16 protein-coding genes are annotated in these 19,603 nt (G+C 71.2%); 12 read left to right on the top strand and 4 right to left on the bottom strand.

Annotation, left to right across the window (positions count from 1 at the left end):
• Positions 1-10: 10 nt before the first annotated feature.
• Together stsB and ACYQ78_RS35015 are read right to left on the bottom strand one after the other, a co-directional pair.
• A complete protein-coding gene (gene stsB, locus ACYQ78_RS35020; protein ID WP_459805259.1) occupies positions 11-1,453 on the bottom strand; it encodes a StsB family radical SAM/SPASM domain sactipeptide maturase in 1,443 nt (480 codons plus the stop codon).
• A gap of 80 nt (positions 1,454-1,533) precedes the next feature.
• Positions 1,534-1,824 (bottom strand): StsA-related sactipeptide RiPP, encoded by a 291-nt coding sequence (locus ACYQ78_RS35015; RefSeq protein WP_459805258.1) that lies wholly within the window; start codon positions 1,822-1,824, stop codon positions 1,534-1,536.
• 185 nt (positions 1,825-2,009) lie between these two features.
• On the opposite strand from ACYQ78_RS35015, the gene ACYQ78_RS35010 reads away from it, so the two are divergent.
• From ACYQ78_RS35010 to ACYQ78_RS34985, 6 genes are all read left to right on the top strand, one after another.
• Positions 2,010-2,210 (top strand): aroma-sacti cluster domain-containing protein, encoded by a 201-nt coding sequence (locus ACYQ78_RS35010; protein ID WP_459805257.1) that lies wholly within the window; start codon positions 2,010-2,012, stop codon positions 2,208-2,210.
• On the top strand, positions 2,207-5,221 hold the full coding sequence (locus ACYQ78_RS35005; RefSeq protein WP_459805256.1) for an AAA family ATPase: 3,015 nt from the start codon (positions 2,207-2,209) through the stop codon (positions 5,219-5,221). The genes ACYQ78_RS35010 and ACYQ78_RS35005 overlap by 4 nt, the downstream gene beginning before the upstream one ends.
• Before the next feature lie 2 nt (positions 5,222-5,223).
• Positions 5,224-6,093: a S8 family serine peptidase gene (locus tag ACYQ78_RS35000; RefSeq protein ID WP_459805295.1), complete on the top strand. Its 870-nt coding sequence runs from the start codon at positions 5,224-5,226 to the stop codon at positions 6,091-6,093.
• A complete protein-coding gene (locus ACYQ78_RS34995; protein ID WP_459805255.1) occupies positions 6,083-6,679 on the top strand; it encodes a GAF domain-containing protein in 597 nt (198 codons plus the stop codon). The genes ACYQ78_RS35000 and ACYQ78_RS34995 overlap by 11 nt, the downstream gene beginning before the upstream one ends.
• A 112-nt stretch (positions 6,680-6,791) precedes the next feature.
• Positions 6,792-9,386 carry a LuxR C-terminal-related transcriptional regulator gene (locus ACYQ78_RS34990; protein WP_459805254.1) on the top strand — a complete coding sequence of 865 codons (2,595 nt, stop codon included), beginning with the start codon at positions 6,792-6,794 and terminating at the stop codon, positions 9,384-9,386.
• An 81-nt stretch (positions 9,387-9,467) separates the two neighbouring features.
• Positions 9,468-9,614: a hypothetical protein gene (locus tag ACYQ78_RS34985; RefSeq protein ID WP_459805253.1), complete on the top strand. Its 147-nt coding sequence runs from the start codon at positions 9,468-9,470 to the stop codon at positions 9,612-9,614.
• Here ACYQ78_RS34985 and ACYQ78_RS34980 read toward each other — a convergent pair.
• Entirely contained in the window at positions 9,611-12,595 is a 2,985-nt protein-coding gene (locus tag ACYQ78_RS34980; protein ID WP_459805252.1) for an AfsR/SARP family transcriptional regulator, read from the bottom strand. The two genes, ACYQ78_RS34985 and ACYQ78_RS34980, sit on opposite strands and share 4 nt — an antisense overlap.
• Before the next feature lie 229 nt (positions 12,596-12,824).
• On the opposite strand from ACYQ78_RS34980, the gene ACYQ78_RS34975 reads away from it, so the two are divergent.
• Positions 12,825-13,733 carry a carbohydrate ABC transporter permease gene (locus ACYQ78_RS34975; RefSeq protein WP_459805251.1) on the top strand — a complete coding sequence of 303 codons (909 nt, stop codon included), beginning with the start codon at positions 12,825-12,827 and terminating at the stop codon, positions 13,731-13,733.
• Entirely contained in the window at positions 13,730-14,557 is an 828-nt protein-coding gene (locus ACYQ78_RS34970; RefSeq protein ID WP_459805250.1) for a carbohydrate ABC transporter permease, read from the top strand. Before ACYQ78_RS34975 ends, ACYQ78_RS34970 begins: the two co-directional genes overlap by 4 nt.
• On the opposite strand, the gene ACYQ78_RS34965 is transcribed toward ACYQ78_RS34970, so the two are convergent.
• Positions 14,554-15,699 carry a XylR family transcriptional regulator gene (locus tag ACYQ78_RS34965; protein ID WP_459805249.1) on the bottom strand — a complete coding sequence of 382 codons (1,146 nt, stop codon included), beginning with the start codon at positions 15,697-15,699 and terminating at the stop codon, positions 14,554-14,556. The genes ACYQ78_RS34970 and ACYQ78_RS34965 overlap by 4 nt on opposite strands.
• 79 nt (positions 15,700-15,778) lie before the next feature.
• On the opposite strand from ACYQ78_RS34965, the gene ACYQ78_RS34960 reads away from it, so the two are divergent.
• The 4 genes from ACYQ78_RS34960 to ACYQ78_RS34945 are packed head-to-tail and all read left to right on the top strand — an operon-like array spanning position 15,779 to position 19,599.
• Positions 15,779-16,882: a Gfo/Idh/MocA family protein gene (locus tag ACYQ78_RS34960; RefSeq protein ID WP_459805248.1), complete on the top strand. Its 1,104-nt coding sequence runs from the start codon at positions 15,779-15,781 to the stop codon at positions 16,880-16,882.
• Complete coding sequence (locus ACYQ78_RS34955; protein WP_459805247.1) at positions 16,875-17,705, top strand: DUF6807 family protein; 831 nt, start codon at positions 16,875-16,877, stop codon at positions 17,703-17,705. The genes ACYQ78_RS34960 and ACYQ78_RS34955 overlap by 8 nt, the downstream gene beginning before the upstream one ends.
• Positions 17,702-18,655, top strand: a complete 954-nt coding sequence (locus tag ACYQ78_RS34950) for an NAD(P)-dependent oxidoreductase (RefSeq protein ID WP_459805246.1) — start codon at positions 17,702-17,704, stop codon at positions 18,653-18,655. The genes ACYQ78_RS34955 and ACYQ78_RS34950 overlap by 4 nt, the downstream gene beginning before the upstream one ends.
• Positions 18,652-19,599, top strand: a complete 948-nt coding sequence (locus ACYQ78_RS34945) for a Gfo/Idh/MocA family protein (RefSeq protein WP_459805245.1) — start codon at positions 18,652-18,654, stop codon at positions 19,597-19,599. Before ACYQ78_RS34950 ends, ACYQ78_RS34945 begins: the two co-directional genes overlap by 4 nt.
• Positions 19,600-19,603 lie beyond the last annotated feature (4 nt).

The raw sequence follows: 19,603 nt of genomic DNA, 5'->3' as shown, positions 1-19,603 counted from the left end.
CGCACCTCACTTATACCGGGGTGATGGGGAGCAGCTTGCCGACCTTGATGGGTTCGCGCATCGGCGGGACGTACCGGGTCCAGTCGTCGAAGACCGGGTGGATCGAGCCGTCCGCCACCAGGCGCGGGGTCGTCATGGTCTCGTTGTCGCGGGCCAGGTCGGCGCCGCCGACGCCCGACTCCAGCCAGAGCTGGGTGGCGATGCCGTGGCGCAGGATCCTGCACTGGTGGCGGCTGTTGCGCTTGATGTCGAGCGACTCGGCCATGTGGGAGGCGCGGCAGCCGCCGCCGCACGACGCCTTGATGTAGCAGCGGGCGCAGTCGGCGTGGTATTCACCGCCGAGGACCGAGCTGGTGCGCATCTCCTTCAGGACCGGTGCGCCGAAGATCTCCGCGAGCGACTGCTCGCGCACGTTGCCCGCGTAGTGCTCGTGGCCGGTGACCAGCTTGCACGGATAGACGTCGCCGAGCGAGTTGATGTAGATCTCGTTGCCGCCCATGCCGCAGTTGGCCTTCACGGCGCACGGGCCGAGCGGCTTCGGGCCGTCGGGGCTGAGCTTGCCGGCCGCAGGAGAGGTCCACGCGATCTCCTGGATCCGCATGTGGTCCTGCCAGCCGAAGTCGGCGTTGTCGTCGACGCCCCGGCCGAGCTTGTTGTGGTACATCAGCCGGATGCTGTGGACCTCCAGCCCTTCGATGAACTGGGCGAAGTCCTCGAGCTCGTCGATGTTCTCCGACGTCACGATGTGGTTGATCTTCGGGATGACGCCGACCTGGTTGAGCAGCTGCAACGCCTTGTGGGTCTTGGCGAACGAGCCCGCGCCACGCGTGCGGTCGTGGGTCTCGGCGGTGCCGCCGTCGACGCTCACGGTGACCGAGTTGAACAGGTCGGCGAACCTCTGCGCGGTCTCCAGCTTCCTGATCATCGTCGCGTTGGTGACGATGTTGCACTTCAGGCCCAGCGACTTGGCGTACTCGACGATCTGGAACAGGTCCTTGCGGAGCATCGGCTCGCCGCCGGTGAAGATGACGTACTCGGCGCCGAAGTCGGCGATCTCCTCGATCAGCTTCAGCGACTCGGCCGTCTTCAGCTCGTTGGGCAGGCACTTCTCCGACGACGCGTAGCAGTACGGGCAGCGCAGGTTGCAGCCGTCGGTGATCGCGTAGTAGGCCTGCTTGAGCTTCGGCTCCTGGAACTGCACGTTCGGGCGGTGGCCGTCGTAGTAGGCGACGTAGTTCAGGATGAGCTTGGCCAGCGCCTTCTCGTTCTCCATCGTCTCGTCGAGGGGGAGCTCGCGGGCGAGTGCCGTCAACACGTCGAACTCCCGCGTCGTCAGCACCACCCGGCCGCCCGAGTGCGGGTTGACCACGAGACGGCGGTCGTCGTGGACGAAATAGGTGAGGCCCTCGGGGACCTCGAACAGGGCGCGGTTCTTGACCAGCTTCCCCGGCATGTCGCTCTCCCTCCCTCGTCACCGCGTGGACGCGGCCCCGCTTTCGGCGTCCGGGGCCGCGTCCACGAACTGGTGTCTACCTAGTTGGCCGCACCGGAGCCGGAACCCGACCAGGCGCCGCAGAGGCAGTCGGCCGCAGCGGCCATGGTGTGGGCGACGACCTCGGGCTCGCTCCACTCGCCGTCGGCGCTGGCGCCGGCGGAGACACCGGCCAGCACGCCGGGCAGGGCGTTCGGCAGCTTGTCCTTGAGCGAGATGAGCAGGTCGACCTCTTCACGGGTCAGGGTGGCGAACGCCTCCTCGACCTCGGCGGCGAGCTGGGAGTCGAGAATGCCGGCCTGACGCAGTTCCTCAGTGGGATCGAAGGACATGCCTTCACCTCTCTAGCAGATGGGCTTGCGTTGCGAGTCGAGTATGTGCCGGTGACGCGAGGCCCGGACAACCCCACAAACGTGGGCTGACCTGCTGGAAAGAACCCACGAATGTGGGGTGGCCGACCGCTCGGCCCGCTTTCAGACTTACGCAAAAGCGGACAATTTCCCGGTTAGGACGAGTGATGAACAGAACCGGTTCGGGGGCGTTCGACGCATTGGCCGATCTACGTGCCGCAGGGCACCCCATCGATCTGCTCGACGAGCGGCAACGTGAGGTGTTCGCCTCGCTCAACGAGACCGAGGTCATCCTGCTGAACTCCATCAAGCGCCGCCTCGACGACGTCGCACCCGAAGTCGAGGGCCAGGAGCTCAAGCTCGTATGAGCACCCAGGGGTCGCGGCCCGCACGCCGCCACATCGTGGTTCTGTTCATCGACCTGTCCGGGTCGACCGAACTCGCGGAGCGTCTCGACCCCGAGTTGCTCATGCAGATCCTGGAGCGCTACTACGCGGGATGCAGGGAGGCGATCTTCGCCAACGGCGGCGTGATCGAGAAGTACATCGGTGACGCCATCATGGCCGTCTTCGGCATCCCGCTCAGCCGCGAGGACGACGCCCTGCGCGCCGTGCTCGCCGCCCACGGCGCGATGAAGTCGGTGTACGAACTGGCCGACCAGCTGGAACGGACCGTCGGTGTCCGCATCGGGGCCCACGTCGGTGTGGCGTTCGGCGAGGTCATGGTGGTCGGGAACACCGGCACCGACGTACGGGTGATCGGCGACACCGTCAACACGGCCGCCCGCATCCAGTCGGCCGCCAAGGAGGGCGAGATCCTCCTGGGTGACGACGTGGCCCGGCTGGTGCGCCGCCACGCGGTCATGGAGGAGGTCCCGCCGCTCACGCTGAAGGGCAAGAAGGACCCGGTCCGCGCCTGGCGGCTGGTCGACGTCGAGCCCGACCGCGCGGGTGACGAGGGCACCGACACCGTCCCGCTGATCGGCAGGGACGACGAGCTCGCCCAGCTCACCCGCCTGCACGACCGCGTGATGAGGGAACGGCTCTGCGGGATGGCGACCCTGCTGGGGGTGCCGGGCATCGGCAAATCCCGGTTGGTGCGCGAGTTCCTGCACCGGCTCCCGGCCGACGTGCGGGTGCTGACCGGACGCTGTCCCTCCTACGGCATCGGCGCCACCTACCGGCCGATCGCCGAGATGCTGGAGGACGTCAACGGCGACTGGCCCGCCGTCGCGGCGGCCGTCGGGCCCGACGGCGAGCGCACGCTCAAGGCCCTGGCGGGCAACGGCCAGACGCCCGGCGTCAAGGAGATCGCCCGCGCGGTGCGCAGCTTCCTGGAAGTCATGGCCGACAACCGGCCCCTCGTGGTGGTGCTCGACAACCTCCAGTGGGCCGAGCCGACCCTGCTCGACCTCATCGACGACTGCGTGTCGTGGCTGACCGACGTGCCGGTGCTGTTCGTCTGCGTGGCCCGGCCCGAGATCTACGAGCTGCGCTCCGGCTGGGGCGGCGGCGTGGCCTGCGGGATGTCGCTGGAGCTGGGGCCGCTGGGCGGGGCGGACATCGCGCGGCTCGTCCAGGAACTGTGCGCGGAGCGCGTCGAGGTGATGGCGCACGCCGACGACGCCCTGCACTGGCGGGTGGCGGTCAGCAGCGACGGGAACCCGCTGTTCGCCGAGCTGATGCTGGAGACCCTGACCGAGGGCGACGGTTCGCTGCCGCCGACGATCACCGCGCTGCTCGGCGCCCGGCTCGACCGGCTCGGCGGCGACGAACGCGAGGTGCTGGAGCGGGCCGCGACGATCGGCCAGAAGTTCACCCTCGGCCAGGTCGAGCTACTGGGCACCGAGACGCCGTCGGTGCCGGTGCGCAGCCTCCAGCGCGACCGCCTGGTCAGGCGGGGCTCCCAGCCCGGGGCCTTCGAGTTCACCCAGACCCTCACCCGCGAGACCGTCTACTCGCTGACCAGCAAGGAACTGCGCGCCGACTGGCACCGCCGTCTCGCCGACTGGCTGACCGAGCAGGATCCGGCCGACGACACCCCGTTCCGGAGCTGGACGTCCGGCGACATCAGCCGCCACCTCCTCGCGGCCTGCCGCTTCACCCGGGAGGTCCGCCCGTTCGACCCCCTCCTCGACGACCTGACCGACCGGGCCGCGACCGCGCTGATCCGCGACGGCGGCGAGGCCCTGCACCGCAAGGACCTCCCGGCCGCCATCGCCCTGCTGGAACGCGGGCGGGAGATCCTGCCGAAGGGCCGCGAGGAGCACCGGCGGCTGGCGGTCCTGATCAGCGACGCCGAACTCGCCCGTGGGGAGGCCGGAAAGGCCGCCGCCGCACTCGACGTCGCCGAGGAGATGCTCCCCGGTGACGCGCGCAGCGCGCTGACCTGCACGATCCAGCGCGAGATCATGGGGATGCGCTCAGGTCGTACAACAGATCTGGAAGCGTTGAGAGAACGGCTGGAGCCGGGCGACGACTTCGGCTGGTGCCGGTTCCACCAGCTCGAAGCCTGGACGCACATCGACGCCGGCCGCTTCGGCGCCGCCGACCAAGCCCTGCGCGACGGGCTGGCGCGGGCCCGCGCGATGGGCGACCGCTACGAGGAGGACCGGCTGCTCGGCGGGCTCTGTGAGCTGGTGCAGTGGTCGCCCACCCCGGTCGACGAGGGGCTCCTGCTCTGCGCCGACCTGCTGGAGCGGTTCGTCGGCGACCGCGCGCTGCTGGTGCCGGTGCTGCTCACCAAGGCCCGGCTGCTGGGTCTGTCGGGCCACATCGACGAGGCCCGCGAGACCCTCGACACGACGGCCCGCTATGTCGACGAGCTCGACCTCGGCCTGCCCGCCATCGCGGTCACCCAGGTCAGGGGCCTGGTCGAGTCGCTGGCAGGCGACCACGACCGGGCGCGGATGCTGTTCCGCGACGCCGCCGCCGCCCTGCACGCGGCGGGGCACGGCGGGGCAGCGACGACGCTGGAGATCTACGCCGCCCGCGAGACCCTCCGTCTGGGCGATCCCCGTCTGGCCGCCCGCGAACTCGCTCGCCGCGAGGGCCCCCGCCAGCTCAGAGGCGAACTCACCGCCCTCATGCTGCGAGCCGCCATCGCCTCCCAGGAAGCCGGCCAGAGCGCCTCCGGAGAGGCCGGCCGCACCGCCGCCTTGGCCGAAGCCCTCGACACCGCCGACCGGGCCGCCGAGTTGATCGAGACGACCGACGATCCCTGTCTCCGCGGGGACATCTTGGTTGAGATCGCCCACATCCGGCGGGCGGCCGGGCGTGACCCCTCCGGCGCCCTGCGCGAAGCGCTCGACGCCTACGACAGCAAAGGGGCGAGCCTGCTCGCCCACCGGACCCGCGAACTGCTGGGGGATCCCTCGTGACCATGACCACTCCGCCCTGGCGGCGGGAGCAGCGTGACCACTTCCCGGGTGTGCCGGCCTGGGGGCTGGCCACCCGCAGGGCCTCACCCGAACCGTTCGAGATCAGCCGCCTGGAGACGGTCGACAAGGACTGGGCCTACGGCGGCGCCGACGGGACGGGGGTGCGGGTCTGCGTCCTGGACACCGGGGTCCAGGCCGACCATCCCCATGTCGGCGGGCTGGAGGCGTCGTACCAGGTGGTCGCCGACGACGCCGGGAAGCTGTCGGTCGTCGAGTGCGAACCGCACGACCCGGCCGGGCACGGCACCGCCTGCGCCTCGGTGATCCGCCAGGTCGCGCCGGGGTCGTCGATCAGCTCGCTGCGGGTGCTCACCGACGGCAAGAACGGCAGCGGCGACGCCCTGCTGACCGGGCTGCGGTGGGCCATCGAGGCCGGGTTCGACGTCATCAACATGAGCCTGTCGACGACGAAGTCGGACTTCCGGCACACCCTCCAGGAGCTGGCCGACCGGGCCTACTTCCGGCGCTGCCTGCTGGTCGCCGCCGCGCACAACATGCCGGTGCTGAGCTTCCCGTGGACGTTCAGCTCGGTCGTGTCGGTGGCCAGCCACGACCAGGCCGACCCGATGACCTACTTCTACAACCCCTCGCCACCGGCCGAGTTCCACGCCCGCGGGGTCCGGGTCCCCGTGGCCTGGACCGGCGGCAAGGTGGTGAAGAGCACCGGCAACAGCTTCGCCGCCCCGCACATCGCCGGGATCTGCGCGCTCATCCTGAGCAAACACCCCTGGCTGACGCCGTTCCAGCTCAAGACCGTGCTCTATCTCGCCGCAGACAACACCACTCAGAACGGAGAGCCCGATGTCCACTGAGGACTTCGACAGCACCGAGCGCAAGTTGCTGCAGTCGATCGTCGAGGTGGCCCGCCACATGTTCGGCGCGGCCGCCGCGTCGATCTTCCTGGTGGACCCGGAGACCGGCGAGCTGGTCTTCGAGGCCGTCTCGGGCGAGGGGGAGAAGGAGCTGGTCGGCAGCCGGTTCCCGGCCGGGACCGGGATCGCCGGGTGGGTGGCCACCAGTGGTCAGCCGATGGTCGCCGACGACCTCCAGACCACCAAGTTCGACCAGGACGCCGCCGAGTCGACCGGCTACGTGCCCGCCACGATCATGGCGGCGCCGCTGATCAGGTTCGAGGAGTGCGTGGGCGTGCTGGAGGTGCTCGACCGGGCCGAGTCGCGCAGCGACCTCGACGACATCGAGCTGCTCGGCATGTTCGCCACCCAAGCGGCCTGTGGCCTGGAGTTCCTGCTGCGGGTGCGGCAGAGCACCGAGCCCCGCACGATCGACGCACGGGCTGTGCTGGGGCGGATCGGCGACCGCCTGCCGAACGGCGACGGACCGCGTGACGTGGCGGCGCTGAAGCTGTTGGCGCTGGCCGACGAGCTGCTCGCCCTGTGAATACCCGAATCGCGCCAGATTTCTGACATTTCTTGACATGGCGTCAGTCAGTGGAGTTCTCGTCTACTCGAATGGTCACCGCGGCATTCGAAGGGACGAAATGGGACCTGACGTGCGCCCCAGAAGTTCATGGCCGCTCGTCGGACGCGCCGCGGCCCTTCGCGTCATCACCGAATCGGCGGCGCAGCCCGACATCGAAGGCGTCGTGGTCGTCGGCCCACCGGGGGTGGGCCGCACCCGCCTGGCCAAGGAGGCGGTGACCCGGCTGACGGCCGCGGGCCATCCCGGCTTCTGGGCGACCGGCACCCGCGCCTCCGGCACGATCCCCCTCGGCGCGCTGCTCCACCTGGCGCCCCCGGGCGAGGCGCTGGGCACCTTCGCCCGGATCGTGGACCGCTTCAGCGCCCCCGGCGGAAAGCGACCGGTGCTGGTGGTCGACGACGCCCATCTGCTCGACTCGGCCTCGGCCGCGCTGATCTTCCAGCTCGCCGTGCACACCCGCACGTTCGTGCTGCTCACCGTCCGGCAGGGGCAGACCGCGCCCGACGTGGTGACCGCGCTGTGGAAGGAGCGGGTGGCCCGCCGGGTCGAACTCCAGCCGCTCGACGACGACGAGATCGACGCCGTCCTCGAACGCGGCCTGGGCGGCCCGCTCGACGCCGTCACCCGGCGCAGCCTGCGCCGCCTGTCGGCGGGAAATCCTCTGGTCCTGTACGAACTGGTCCAGTCGGCCCTGGAGGGAAAGACCCTCCGCAACGTCGACGGCCTGTGGCACCTGGAAGGAAATCTGCGCGTCACCGGCAGGCTGGGCGACCTCATCGAGGCCCAGATGGACGTCGACGACGCCGCCGTGCTGAGCGTCCTGGAGGTGCTGGCCTGCAAGGAGCCGCTCAGCCAGCCCGTGGTGGAGGCGATCACCGGCCACGCGGCCGTCGTCGAGGCCGAACGCCGGGGCCTGGTCATGCTCGAACGGTCGGGCCTGCGCATCCAGACCCGGCTGAGGATCCCGGCGTACGCCGGGGTGATCAGGGCCAGGATGCCCCGCGCCCGCTACCGGGCGATCTGGGAGAACCTGGCCGAGTCGCTCGGCAAGACCCCGCGCCGCCGCGCCGACGACGCGCTGGAGCTGGCGGTCGCCCGGCACCGGGCCGGGCTCGGCTCCTCGGTCGGCGAACTGCTCGCCGGGGCCCGCCAGGCCGCCGAGCACCTGGAGTTCGACATGGCCGAACGGCTCGCCATGGCCACCCGCGACGCCGGTGGCGGCGTCGACGCCGACCTGACGCTGGCCGAGGTGCTCGCCTGGCAGGGCCGCTACGAGGCGGCGGCCGGCATCCTGCCCGAGCCGGAGGACTGCCCCGACGAGGAGAGCTCCGACCGCCGCGCCATGCTCCAGGAACGCATCGACTACTGGCACCGCGAGGCCGCCCCCGCCGGAGGCCACCCCACCGGCGAACGCGCCGCCGAAGCGGTGTCGACGTGGATCACCCTGCTGGAGGGCCACGTCGCCCGCTCGATCGCGGTCGGCACCGCCCTGCTGGCCCCGCCCGACCCGCAGCTCCCACCCCGCGCCGTCACCTGGGCCGCCACGGCGGTCATGGTCGCGGCGGGCCTGGCGGGCGACCGGCGGCTCATCGACCAGGCCGCCGCGACCGGCCTGCGCGTCGCGATCGACCACCGCAACACGCTCCCGAGGGCGCAGAGCCAGGTCCGCAGCGTCCGCTGCGTGGCGCTGGTGGTGGCGGGGGCGCTCGCCGACGCGTCCGCCGCCGTGGAGGCGGGTTACGAGGAGGCCGTCGAGACCGGCCTGCCGCAACTCGTCGGCATCTGGACGGGCCTGCGCGGCATCGTCGCCAAGTCGCAGGGCCGGATGACCCTGGCGCAGCAGGCGCTCCGCGAGTCGATCGTGCTGCTCGAAGGCCACGACCCGCTCCGCCTCCAGCGCCTCTACCTGTCCGAACTCGTCGGCGCCCACGCCATGGCGGGCGACACGGCCGGCGCCGACCAGTGGCTGGCCCGGATGGACGACTCCCCGGCCCCGCCCGGCGCCCTGGTCGACCCGTGGATCAACCGCAACCGCGCCTGGGCCGCCGCCGCGGCCTCCGACCTGACGCGCGGAGTGGAACTCGCGGTCACCGCCGCGAAGGAGGCCCGCAGAGCCGGGGCGCCGCTGCTGGAGGCGCACGCGCTGGCCGACGCCTGCCGGATGGGCGGCGCCGCCTCGGTCCGCGAGCGGCTGGCCGAACTGTCGGCCGTCACCCCGACCCCGGTGACCAGGGTGTTCGCCGCGATGGCGACGGCCTACGCCGCCGAGGACCCCGATCTGCTGCTGGAGTCGGCGGTGCCGCTGCACCGGCTCGGCCACACGCTCGCGGGCGCCGAATGCGCGGCGACGTCATATCGGTTACTCGTGGCGGCCGGACGACGGACGGCCGCCAAGAACGCGCAGACCCTGGCCAGAGAACTCCTGGCCGATTGCGGCGGGGCGAGGACGCCGCAGTCGGAACTGTCGGGAGGCGAGACGGCCCTGACCCCCCGCGAACTCCAGATCGCCAAACTGGTGGTCTCGGGCCTGTCGGGCCGGGCGGTCGCCGACCGCCTCGACCTGTCGCTCCGCACGGTCAACAACCACCTGGGCCGGGTCTACACGAAACTCGGGGTCTCGGGCCGCCAGGCGCTGGCCCAGGTGCTCGGCCCGAATGACCCCTGACGACCGGGCCGGTATACGGGCCTTATACGCGATCTGTGCGAGCGTGAAGGGAAATCGGACCTAGTAGAGGGAGTCTCCCGGATGTCGGCGAAGATTCGGAAGTCGGCGGTCGCGCTCATGTCGGCGCTCGCGGTGATGGCCGTGGTGCCCGCGCCGTCCGCGCCGGCCGTGCCCGAGGGGCCCGTGCTCGCCAACATGCTGTGGGGTACCAGCCTCAAGAAGATCTAGCCGATCCGGCTGGAGACCTCTTCGGCCTGCCGGAGCAGGCTCCTGGTGCGGTCGTGGTCGCCACGCGTCTCGCTGATGGCCGCCAGCGCCCGTAGCGCGCGGGCCCGCCAGGGGTCGTTGCCCATCGCGGTGAAGATCGCCAGCGCGCGGGCGACGTGGTCACCGGCCTCCGGCCGTCCGGTCCGCAGCTCGCCGAGCGCGAGCAGCGCCGACGCCCGCGCGAACGGTTCGTCGAGCGTCTCGGCGATCTTCAGCGCCGCGCGCAGCGTGTGGTCGGCCTCGGCGGTCGCGCCGAGTTCGGCCTGCGCCTGGCCGAGCCCGCGCAGCACATAGGCCTCGCCCAGCAGGTCGCCCAGCCCTCTGACCAGCGGCAGCGCCGCCCCGAAACACTCGGCCGCCGCCTCGTGACGGCGGCGCCGCAGGTGGTTGTCGCCGAGCCGGAACCGGGCCTGCGCCTGGCCCCGCACGTTGCCGACCTCCTCGAAGACGGCCAGCGACTCGCGCAGCAGCTCCTCCCCGGTATCGAACTGGTCGCGGTCGAGGCTGATCTGGGCCAGCCCCGCCAGCACGTGGGCCTCGGCGACCCGGTCGCCGGTCGCGCGCAGCAGCGGGAGGGCCGTCTCCGCCGCCGCCGCGGCGTCGTCGAGGCGTCCGGTCGAACGGTCGAGGATGGCCAGGTTGCGCAGGGTCAGCGCCCCGCCGTGGCTCTCGCCGACCGAGGCGAACAGGTCGCGGGCCTGGTCGAGCAGGCGCCGCGCCTCGGGGTAGCGCTGGCGGGCGAGGGCGAGGCTGCCCAGGCCGTAGAGCATGGCGGCCTGGCCCCGGACGTTCCCCGCCGCCCGGGTGGCGGCCAGGGCGGCCTCGTGGGTGGTCTCCCAGTCGGCCAGGTGGAAGTGGGACTCGAAGAGGGTCACCGAGGTCATCGCCAGGTCCCACGCCAGGCGGTGGTCGGTGGTGTGGACGATCGCCCTGACCAGCGACGACCGTTCGATCTCCAACCAGCCGAGCGGGTCGGCCAGCAGCCGGTCGACGGTCGCCCGGTCGGGGCGCCAGCGGGGGGCGTCGTCGTGGAGGACGACGTAGTCGCCGCCGTACACGCGGATGTGGGCCTCACCGGCGAGGGCGAGCAGGCCGCCGTAGGCGCGGGCCAGGGCGGCGGCGCGTTCGGCGGGGGGCTCCTCGGCCAGGGCGCGTTCGCGGGCGTAGAGGCGGACCAGGTCGTGGAAGTGGTAGCGCGGCGGGTGGTCCGGCGACCAGCAGTCGACTTCGAGGAGCTGGGCGTCGACGAGCCGTTCGATGAGGCCGTGGGCGGTGTACGGGTCGCCGTCGAGGAGGGCGGCGCCGACCCAGGTGCCGAACGAGGTGGTGTCGAGCAGGCCGAGCAGCCGGAACAGCCGGGCCTCCGCCGGGTCGAGGCTGCGGTAGCTGAGCGCGAAGTGGGTGCGCAGGCGCACGTCGCCGTGGGCCAGTTCGTCGAGGCGGCGGCGTTCGTCGGCGAAGCGCCGGGCCAGGTCGGCGGCGGTCACGTCGGGGCGTCCGGCCAGGCGGGCCCCGGCGATGCGCAGGGCCAGCGGCAGGCCGTCGCACAGGGCCGCGAGCCGGGCCGCCGCCGGGTCGCGGCGTAATCGGGCCGTTCCCGCGACGTCGGCGAGCACGGCCAGCGCGTCGCCCGGCGCGAGGGTGCCCAGCCTGACCACCTGGGCGCCGTCGCGGGAGACCAGGCCGTCGAGGCTGTCGCGGCTGGTCACGATGGCCGCGCAGGTCGCCGAGCCGGGCAGCAGCGCCCGGATCTGGGCGGCGTTCCTGGCGTTGTCGAGCACCATGAGCACCCGCCGCCCGGCCAGCGCGCTGCGCAGCAGACCGGTCCACTCCTCGGGGTCGGCCGGGATCCGGTTGCCCGGCACCCCCAGCGCCCGCAGGAACCCGTCGACCACCTTCTCGACCGCCACCGGCTCGATGTGCTCGGCGTATCCGTGCAGGTCGGCGTAGAGCTGCCCGTCGGGGAACAGGTGCGCGACCCGATGGGCCCAGTGGACGGCCAGGCCGGTCTTGCCGACCCCGCCCATGCCGGTCACCCCGAGGAACGCGGGCACCCCCTGGGCCGACCGGTCGGCGAGGATCCGGTCGAGCGCGGCGAGTTCGGCGTCGCGGCCGGTGAACCCGGCCACGCCGGGCGGGAGCTGCGCGGGCACCGGCACGAGCTGCTCGGCCGGGCCGGATGTCCGCACCACGGCGCGGGGCGGTTCGAGCGACGGGTCGGAGCGCAGGATCGCGGCGTGCAGTTCGACCAGGTCGGAGCCGGGTTCGCGGCCCTGCTCGGCGACCAGGAGCCGCCGCCCCGACCGGTAGACCTCCAGGGCGTCGGCGCGGCGCCCGGCGCGGTGCAGCGCCAGCATCAGCAGGCCGCGCAGCGCCTCGCGGCCGGGATGCCGGGCGACCTGGGCGGTGAGCTCGCCCACCAGGTCGGCGTGGCGCCCGAGGGCCAGCTCGGCCTCGACCCGCCGCTCCCCGGTGCGCAGCCGGAGTTCGTCGAGGCGGTGGGCCTCCTGCCGCAGGAACGGGATCCCGGCGAGGTCGTCGTAGGCGGGGCCGCGCCACAGGGCCAGGGCGTCGGTGAGCAGCGCGCTGGCCCGTGCCGGGTCGCCGTCGGCCAGGGCGCGGGCGCCTTCGGCGGCGCGGTGCTCGAAGAGGTGGACGTCGAGCTCGCCGGCCCGCACGCTCAGCGCGTAGCCGGAGGGGTGGCGGACGATGCGCTCCATGTCGGCGACGGTCCGGCGGAGCTGGTAGACGTACAGCCGCAGGTTCTCCTTGGCCGACGCGGGCGGCGAGTCCCACAGCAGGTCGCAGAGCCGGTCGACCGGCACGATCGTGTTCGCCCGGCTGATCAGCCCGGCCAGGAGTAATCGCTGTTTGGCCGACCGCAGCGGGATCACGCCGTCGTCGGCCGTGAGGGTCAGCGGGCCGAGGACCCCCATCCACATAAGCGGCAATCTATCGGGTCGCCGCCTCTCGAGGTGTGTAAGGGATCGAAGGAACCCAGCGAGATACTGCATGGCTCCCGGGACGCGGGCTACGTACGTTGCTCTGCACAACGAAAACTCGCCGATACGGCACCGTAACCGTTTGTACCCCCTATTCGTACTTAGAGGGATGAAGAGTACAGACGGCGCAATACGGCCGAAATCCGACACAGAAGGGAGCGGCCGAGAGGTGACCACCACCACGCTTGAGGCCGAGCGCCGCCGACGCAGACGCGGGCGGCGGATGGTGGCCATCGCCTTCGCCTTCCCCGCGCTCGCCATCAACCTGCTCGTCATCGCCGGTCCGGCGGTGAGCAGCCTTTACTACGCCTGGACCGACTGGAACGGCTTCTCCGCACCCAGGTTCACCGGCCTCGAGAACGCCCTGAGGCTGATGGACGACCCGACGTTCTGGAACGCCCTCGGCCACAACTTCATCTGGCTGGCGATCTTCCTGTCCGTCCCGACGATCATGGGACTGGTCGGCGCGTTCATGCTGTCGCGCATCAAGAGGGGCGCCTCGCTGTTCCGGGTGATCTTCTTCATCCCGTACGTGATCGCCAGCGTCGTCAACGCGCAGATCTGGAAGAGCCTGCTCGACCCCGCCACCGGGATCGCCGCCCAGCTCGACAAGATGGGCATCACCTTCCTCAACGACGTCTACTTCTTCGGCGACTCGAACCTGTCGCTCTACAGCGTCGCCTTCGTCGACAACTGGCACTACTGGGGCTTCCTCGTCGTGCTGTTCCTGGCCGCGATGCAGGGCGTCGAGCCCGCGCTGTTCGAGGCGGCCAGGATCGACGGCGCCTCGCCGTTCCGGGAGTTCTGGCACGTCACCCTGCCCGGCATCCGGTCGACCCTGATGTTCGCCATCATGATCGTCTCGGTCGGCTCGCTGCTGGCCTTCGACTACTCCTACGCGATCACCGGCGGCGGCCCGGCCGGGTCGAGCGACCTGGTGTCGCTGCTCATCAACCGCACCGGCCTGACCGGCGGAGAGGCCGGTTACGCCTCGTTCATGGCCCTGGTGATCTCACTGCTCGGCGGGATCATGCTCGTGATCTTCCACTTCATCCGCAGGAACGAGGACGCGCGATGAACAAGGGGCTGCGGCGCACGCCGATCTCCTACACCGTCCTGATCCTGCTGGCCCTGTTCGCCGGGCTGCCGCTGCTGGTGCTGGTGTTCAACTCGTTCAAGTCGAACCTGGAACTCGGCAACAACCCGCTCGGCCTGCCCTCGGGCCTCGACTTCTCCAACTACAGCGAGGCCTGGACGCAGGGCAGCATCGGCCAGGGCATGTGGAACAGCGTCATCCTGGTCGGCGGCACGGTCATCGGCACCTGCGTGACGGCCGGCATGTGCGCCTACGCGATGGCCCGGCTCGACCTGCCGTTCAAGCGGGGGTTCGAGAACTACCTGTTCGTGGTGATCTCGCTGCCGGTGCAGATGTTCATCGTGCCGCTGTTCTACCTGTGGACGAACCTGTCCCTGATCGACAGCCTGCCCGGCCTGATCATCATCTACGTCGCGCTGAACACGCCGTTCTCGGTGCTGCTGCTGCGCACGTTCCTGGTCGGCATCCCGAAGGAGCTCGACGAGGCGGCCAGGATCGACGGCGCCAACGAACTCCAGGTCGCCTGGCGGATCATCCTGCCGCTGGCCCGGCCGGGGCTGCTGACGGTGGGGCTGGTGTCGGGGCTGGGGGCCTACTCGGAGCTGATGTTCGCGGTCATCTTCCTGACCGACCCCGACAAGTTCCCGATGGCGACCGCGCTGCTCAACTACAGCCAGGGGCACACCCAGCTCTTCGGGCTGGTCAACGCCGCCGCCGTGATCATGGTCATCCCCGCGGCCGTGCTGTTCCTGTTCATGCAGCGCAAGTTCATCGCGGGCCTGGCCAGCGGCGCGGTGAAGGGTTAACGGGCGCGATGGGCGCGGCGATACTCGCCCGGAGACTTGCCGGTGAACTTCTTGAACGCCACCCCCATGTACTCGGAGTGGCTGAAGTTCATCCGGGAGGCGAGCTGCGGCAGCGACCAGTCGGTCTGCACGAGCAGGTCGGCGAGGCGCTCCATGCGTACACGAGTGATCTCCTCGTGGACCGTGCGGCCCAGCACCTGCATGAACCGGTAGTCGAGCGAGCGGCGCGACAGCCCCACGTGGCGCTGCACCGCCTCGACCGGCAGCCCCTCGTCGACGCGGTCCCTGATCACCCGCAGGGCCTTCGCCACGATCGGGTCGCCGACGGCCAGGATGTCGCTCGACTGGCGGGTCACCACCCGCAGCGGCTTCATCAGATGGAGCTGGGGCGGCAGGTCGGCGCCGCCCATCATCTGGTCGAGCAGGGACGCGGCCAGGTAGCCGGTCTCGGTCGTGTCGGGCTGGACGCTGGACAGCGGCGGGGTGGTCAGGTTGCAGATCAGCTCGTCGTTGTCGACGCCCAGCACCGCCACCGTGTCGGGCACCGCCAGACCGGCGATCTTGCACGCCTCCAGGATCTCCTGCCCGGCGATGTCGTAGCAGGCCAGCACGCCCACCGGCTTGGGCAGCCCGTCGAGCCAGCGGGCCATCGCCTCGCGCTCGACCGCCAGGTTGCGGTGGTGCTCCATCTTGAACTCGTGGGCCGCCAGGCCGTGGGCGGCGGCGTGCGCGGCGAACCCGGCGCCCCGCTTGACCGACCACCCGAACTGGTCGTCGCCGCAGAAGGCCAGCGTGCGCAGCCCCCGGGTGGTGAAGTGTTCGACCGCCAGCCGGGCGATCGCGTCGTCGTCGGTCTCCACGCAGGGCAGCTCGGGGGCCAGGTAGGCCGCGCTCAGGTCGACCGCGGGCACCCCCAGCCGCCGCACGTGGGAGGCGGTGTGGGAGTTCTCGATCCGGGCGAGCACGCCGTCACCGCGCCAGCCGTCGAGCCACGACAGGTCGGTCTCCTGACGGCTGTGCTCGCCCAGGTAGATCGACCAGCCGGGATGGGTGACGAGGTACTTCTTGATGCCCACCAGGAGCCCCCGCGCGTAGGCGTTGGAGGTCTCCACGAGGAGCGCGACGTGACGGGTCCGAGCCATTCGGTGACTGTACTAAATCAAAGGAAGGCTGCGAGATAATGCATGGTCGCAGTTCAGCGTCGTTCGTAACTTGGTCGCCATGACAGACAAGGTGCGCGTCGCCCTCGCGGGGCTCGGGTTCGGAGCCGAGTTCATTCCGATCTACCAGGCGCATCCGAACGCCGAACTGGTCGCCGTGTGCCAGCGGTCGGAGGGCCCCCTCAACGAACTCGCCGACCACTTCGGCATCGAAGGCCGCCACACCGACTACGACGAGATGCTGGCCGACCCCACGATCGACGCGGTGCACATCAACACCCCGATCCAGGCCCACGCCGAGCAGTCGATCAAGGCGCTGAACGCGGGCAAGCACGTCGCCTGCACAGTGCCGATGGCGATCTCGCTGGACGACTGCGCCCGGGTCGTGGCGGCCCAGGAGGCGTCCGGCCGGGCGTACATGATGATGGAGACCGCGGTCTACACGCGGGAGTTCCTGCTGGCCAGGCAGATGTTCGACAGCGGTGAGCTCGGGCGCATCCAGTTCCTGCGGGGCGCCCACATGCAGGAGATGGCCGGCTGGCCGGCCTACTGGGAGACCATGGCGCCGATGCACTACGCCACCCACGCGGTGGCGCCGCTGCTGGCGCTGGCGGGCGCCGAGGCCGCGTCGGTCAGGTGCGTCGGATCGGGACGGGTCGGCGGTCGCGATCCCGAGGCGGGCCTGCACTTCGCGGCCGAGAGCGCCGTCTTCACCCTGCGCGACTCCGACGTCGCGATGGAGGTCACCCGCTCCCTCTACGACGTCGCCCGCGAATACGTCGAGAGCTTCGACGTCTACGGCTCCCTCAAGAGCTACGAGTGGCAGCAGCTCGAACGGGAGCGCCCGGTGGTCTTCACCGGCGAAGACGGACAGCGCGTGGAGGTGCCCGACTTCGCCCACCTGCTCCCCGAGGAGATCCGCCCGTTCACCACCGGAGGCGTCTACGACGCCGACGAGAACCAGCACCTCTCCTTCACCCAGGGCGGCGGCCACGGCGGCTCCCACCCCCACCTGGCCCACGAGTTCCTGACCGCGATCCTGGAAGGCCGCCGCCCGTTCCCGGACGTCTACCAGGCCGCCAACTGGACCAGCGCCGGCATCTGCGCCCACGAGTCGGCCCTGCGCAACACCGAGATCGAACTGCCGAGGTACGGAAATGCTTGAGGTCACCTCCGACGCCGGTTGGGCCGGGATCTTCCACACGGGTTCCCCGACCCCGATCGTGGTCCAGAACGCCTCGCCCGACCGGCGCCCCTACATCCACCCGATCGTCGTCCCCGGCGGCACCGCGGCGATCACCGAGGACGCCCCCGACCACCACCCCTGGCAGCACGGCCTCTACGTCGGCCTCAACGACGTCAACGGCATCGGCTTCTGGCTGGAGGGCCTGCGCCCGGCCGCCGCCGCCACCGACGGCACCTTCCACCCCCGCCTGCGGGACGCCCCGAAGGCCGACGGGAACCGCGCCTGGTGGTCGGTCGCCACCGACTACCGCCACCCCGACGGCACCCTGATGATGCGCGAGACCCAGGACTGGCTGCTCACCGACCACGGCGACCGCTACGACCTCGACGTCGTGCTGGCCTTCCACGCCGAGATCCCGCTGACCTTCGGCGCATACCCGTACGGTGGCCTGTTCCTGCGGATGCCGTACCGGAAGGAGACCGGCGGCCACGCGGTCAACAGCGAGGGGCAGACCGGCGCCGAGACCGAGCAGCAGCGGGCCCGCTGGGTGGCCGTGACGATGGCGGTCCCCGGCCACACCGGCGAGGCGCAGGTCGCGATCATGGACCACCCCGACAACCTCGAACACCCCGTGCCCTGGCGGGTCGACAACGAGCTCGGCGTCGCCCCGAGCGCCTGCGTGGCCGGGGCCTGGTCGATCGAGGCGGGTTCCGAGAGGGCCTTCCGGCACCGCGTGGCGGTCTTCGCCGACCCCGTGGACGTCGCGGCCATCGACGAGATCTGGACGGAGTTCGCCCGATGAAGACCGTGATCGTCGCCACCCCCGACTACGAGTGGCACTGGCCCTTCACCGTCGACCACCTGACCGGTCTGCTTCCCGGTACGACGCTTTTCCGGCAGTCCGATCTGGAGGGTCTGCCCGCCGACACCGACCGGCTGGTCTCCCTCGGCCTGCTGCCGACGACCGAGGACCTCGACCGGCTGCCCCACCTCACCGAGGTCTACGCCAGCAACGGCTACCGCTCCCTGCCCGAGACCGACGAGCTTTTTGCCCAAAGGGGCCTCCACCAGCTCAAACTGCCCTCGGAGGGCTACTGGGGCCAGTCGGTGTCGGAGTTCGCGCTGGGCCTGACGATCGGCGCGCTGCGCCGCATCCCGCAGACCCACCACGAGATCATCGGCGGCCTCGGCGAGTGGGACTACAAGTACGGCCAGTACTCCGACGACCCCCGCTTCACCGGCGGCACCGTCGAGGGGACCCGGGTCAGGATCGTCGGCGCGGGCAACATCGCCAGCCGCTACGCCTCGTTCACCCACATGCTGGGCGCCGACGTCGCGGCCTGGGACCCGTTCGCCCCCGAGCCGTCGTTCCACCGGGCCGGGGCCCGCCGGGTGCTCCAGCTGGAGCACCTGGTCCGCGACGCGGAGATCTTCGCGCCGATGGTGCCGCTGCTGCCCTCGACCGAGGGACTGATCACCCCCGAGCTGATCCGGGCGCTGCCCACGGGCTGCCTGGTCGTGCTGGTCACCAGGGCCGCCGTGGTCGACATGCCGGAGCTGCGCCGCCGGGTGCTCGACGACGAGCTCAGCCTGGCCGCCGACGTGTTCGACGTCGAGCCGGTGCCGCTCGACGACCCGCTGCTCGGCCGCCCCAACGTGGTGCACACGCCGCACAACGCCGGGCGGACCCGGGAGTCCAACATCCGGCTGGCCGAGGCGCTGGCCGCGCTGTTCCCGAGGCCGGGCAGATGATCAAGGTCGCGGTGGCGGGCCTGGGGTTCGGCCGCGCGTTCGTCCCGATCTACCGCGACCACCCCCTCGTGTCGTCGGTGGTGACGGCCGATCCCCTGGAGGGCACCTCCCTCGAAGAGGTGCTGGCCGACCCCACGGTCGACGCCGTGCACGTCGTCACCGGGCTGCCCGACCGGGCCGCCCACGTGATCGCCGCGCTGGAGGCGGGCAAACACGTCGCCAGCACGGTGCCGATGGCCCTGTCGTTCGGCGACGTCGAGCGCATCCTGGCGGCCCGGGAGCGGGCCGGGACGACGTACATGATGATGGAGACCGCCGTCTACACGCGGCAGTACCTCTACGCCCGTGAGCTTGACTTCGGCCGGATCACCTACGCGCGCGGCGTGCACACCCAGGACATGACCGGCTGGCCCGGCTACTGGGCCGGCCTGCCGCCCATGCACTACGCCACCCACGCGATCGGGCCGATCCTGCACCTGCTCGACCGCCGCGCCGCGGAGGTCACCGCCCTCGGTGGCATGGCCGTCGAATCCGCTCTCGTACGTCTCTCCGACCACGACGCCGTCGTGGAGCTGACCCGGTCGCTGCACGACGTGGCCCGCCCCTACGAGGAGTCCTTCGCGGTCTACGGAGACCGGCTGGGCTTCGAGTGGGACCGCGTCCACGTGCTGGGGGACCCCGCGGGCCGGGGCCGGCAGGTCACCACCTCGGCGATCACCCCGCCCGACCGGCCCGACCTGCTCCCCGAGGAGATCCGCCCCCACACGAGCGGCGGCCACGAAGGTTCGCATCCGCATCTCGTGCACGAATTCGTATCCGCCGTCGTCGAGGGGCGCCCGCCCGCGATCGACCAGACCCGGGCCGCCAACTGGACGGCGGTGGGCCTCGCCGCCCACGCCTCGGCCCTGCGCGGTGGCGTTCCCGTCGCCGTACCCCCTTTTTAGAAGG

The sequence above is a fragment of the Herbidospora sp. RD11066 genome (assembly GCF_054661255.1).
Note: the sequence above shows the minus strand (reverse complement) of the source record. Positions and strands in the feature narration are given on the sequence as shown.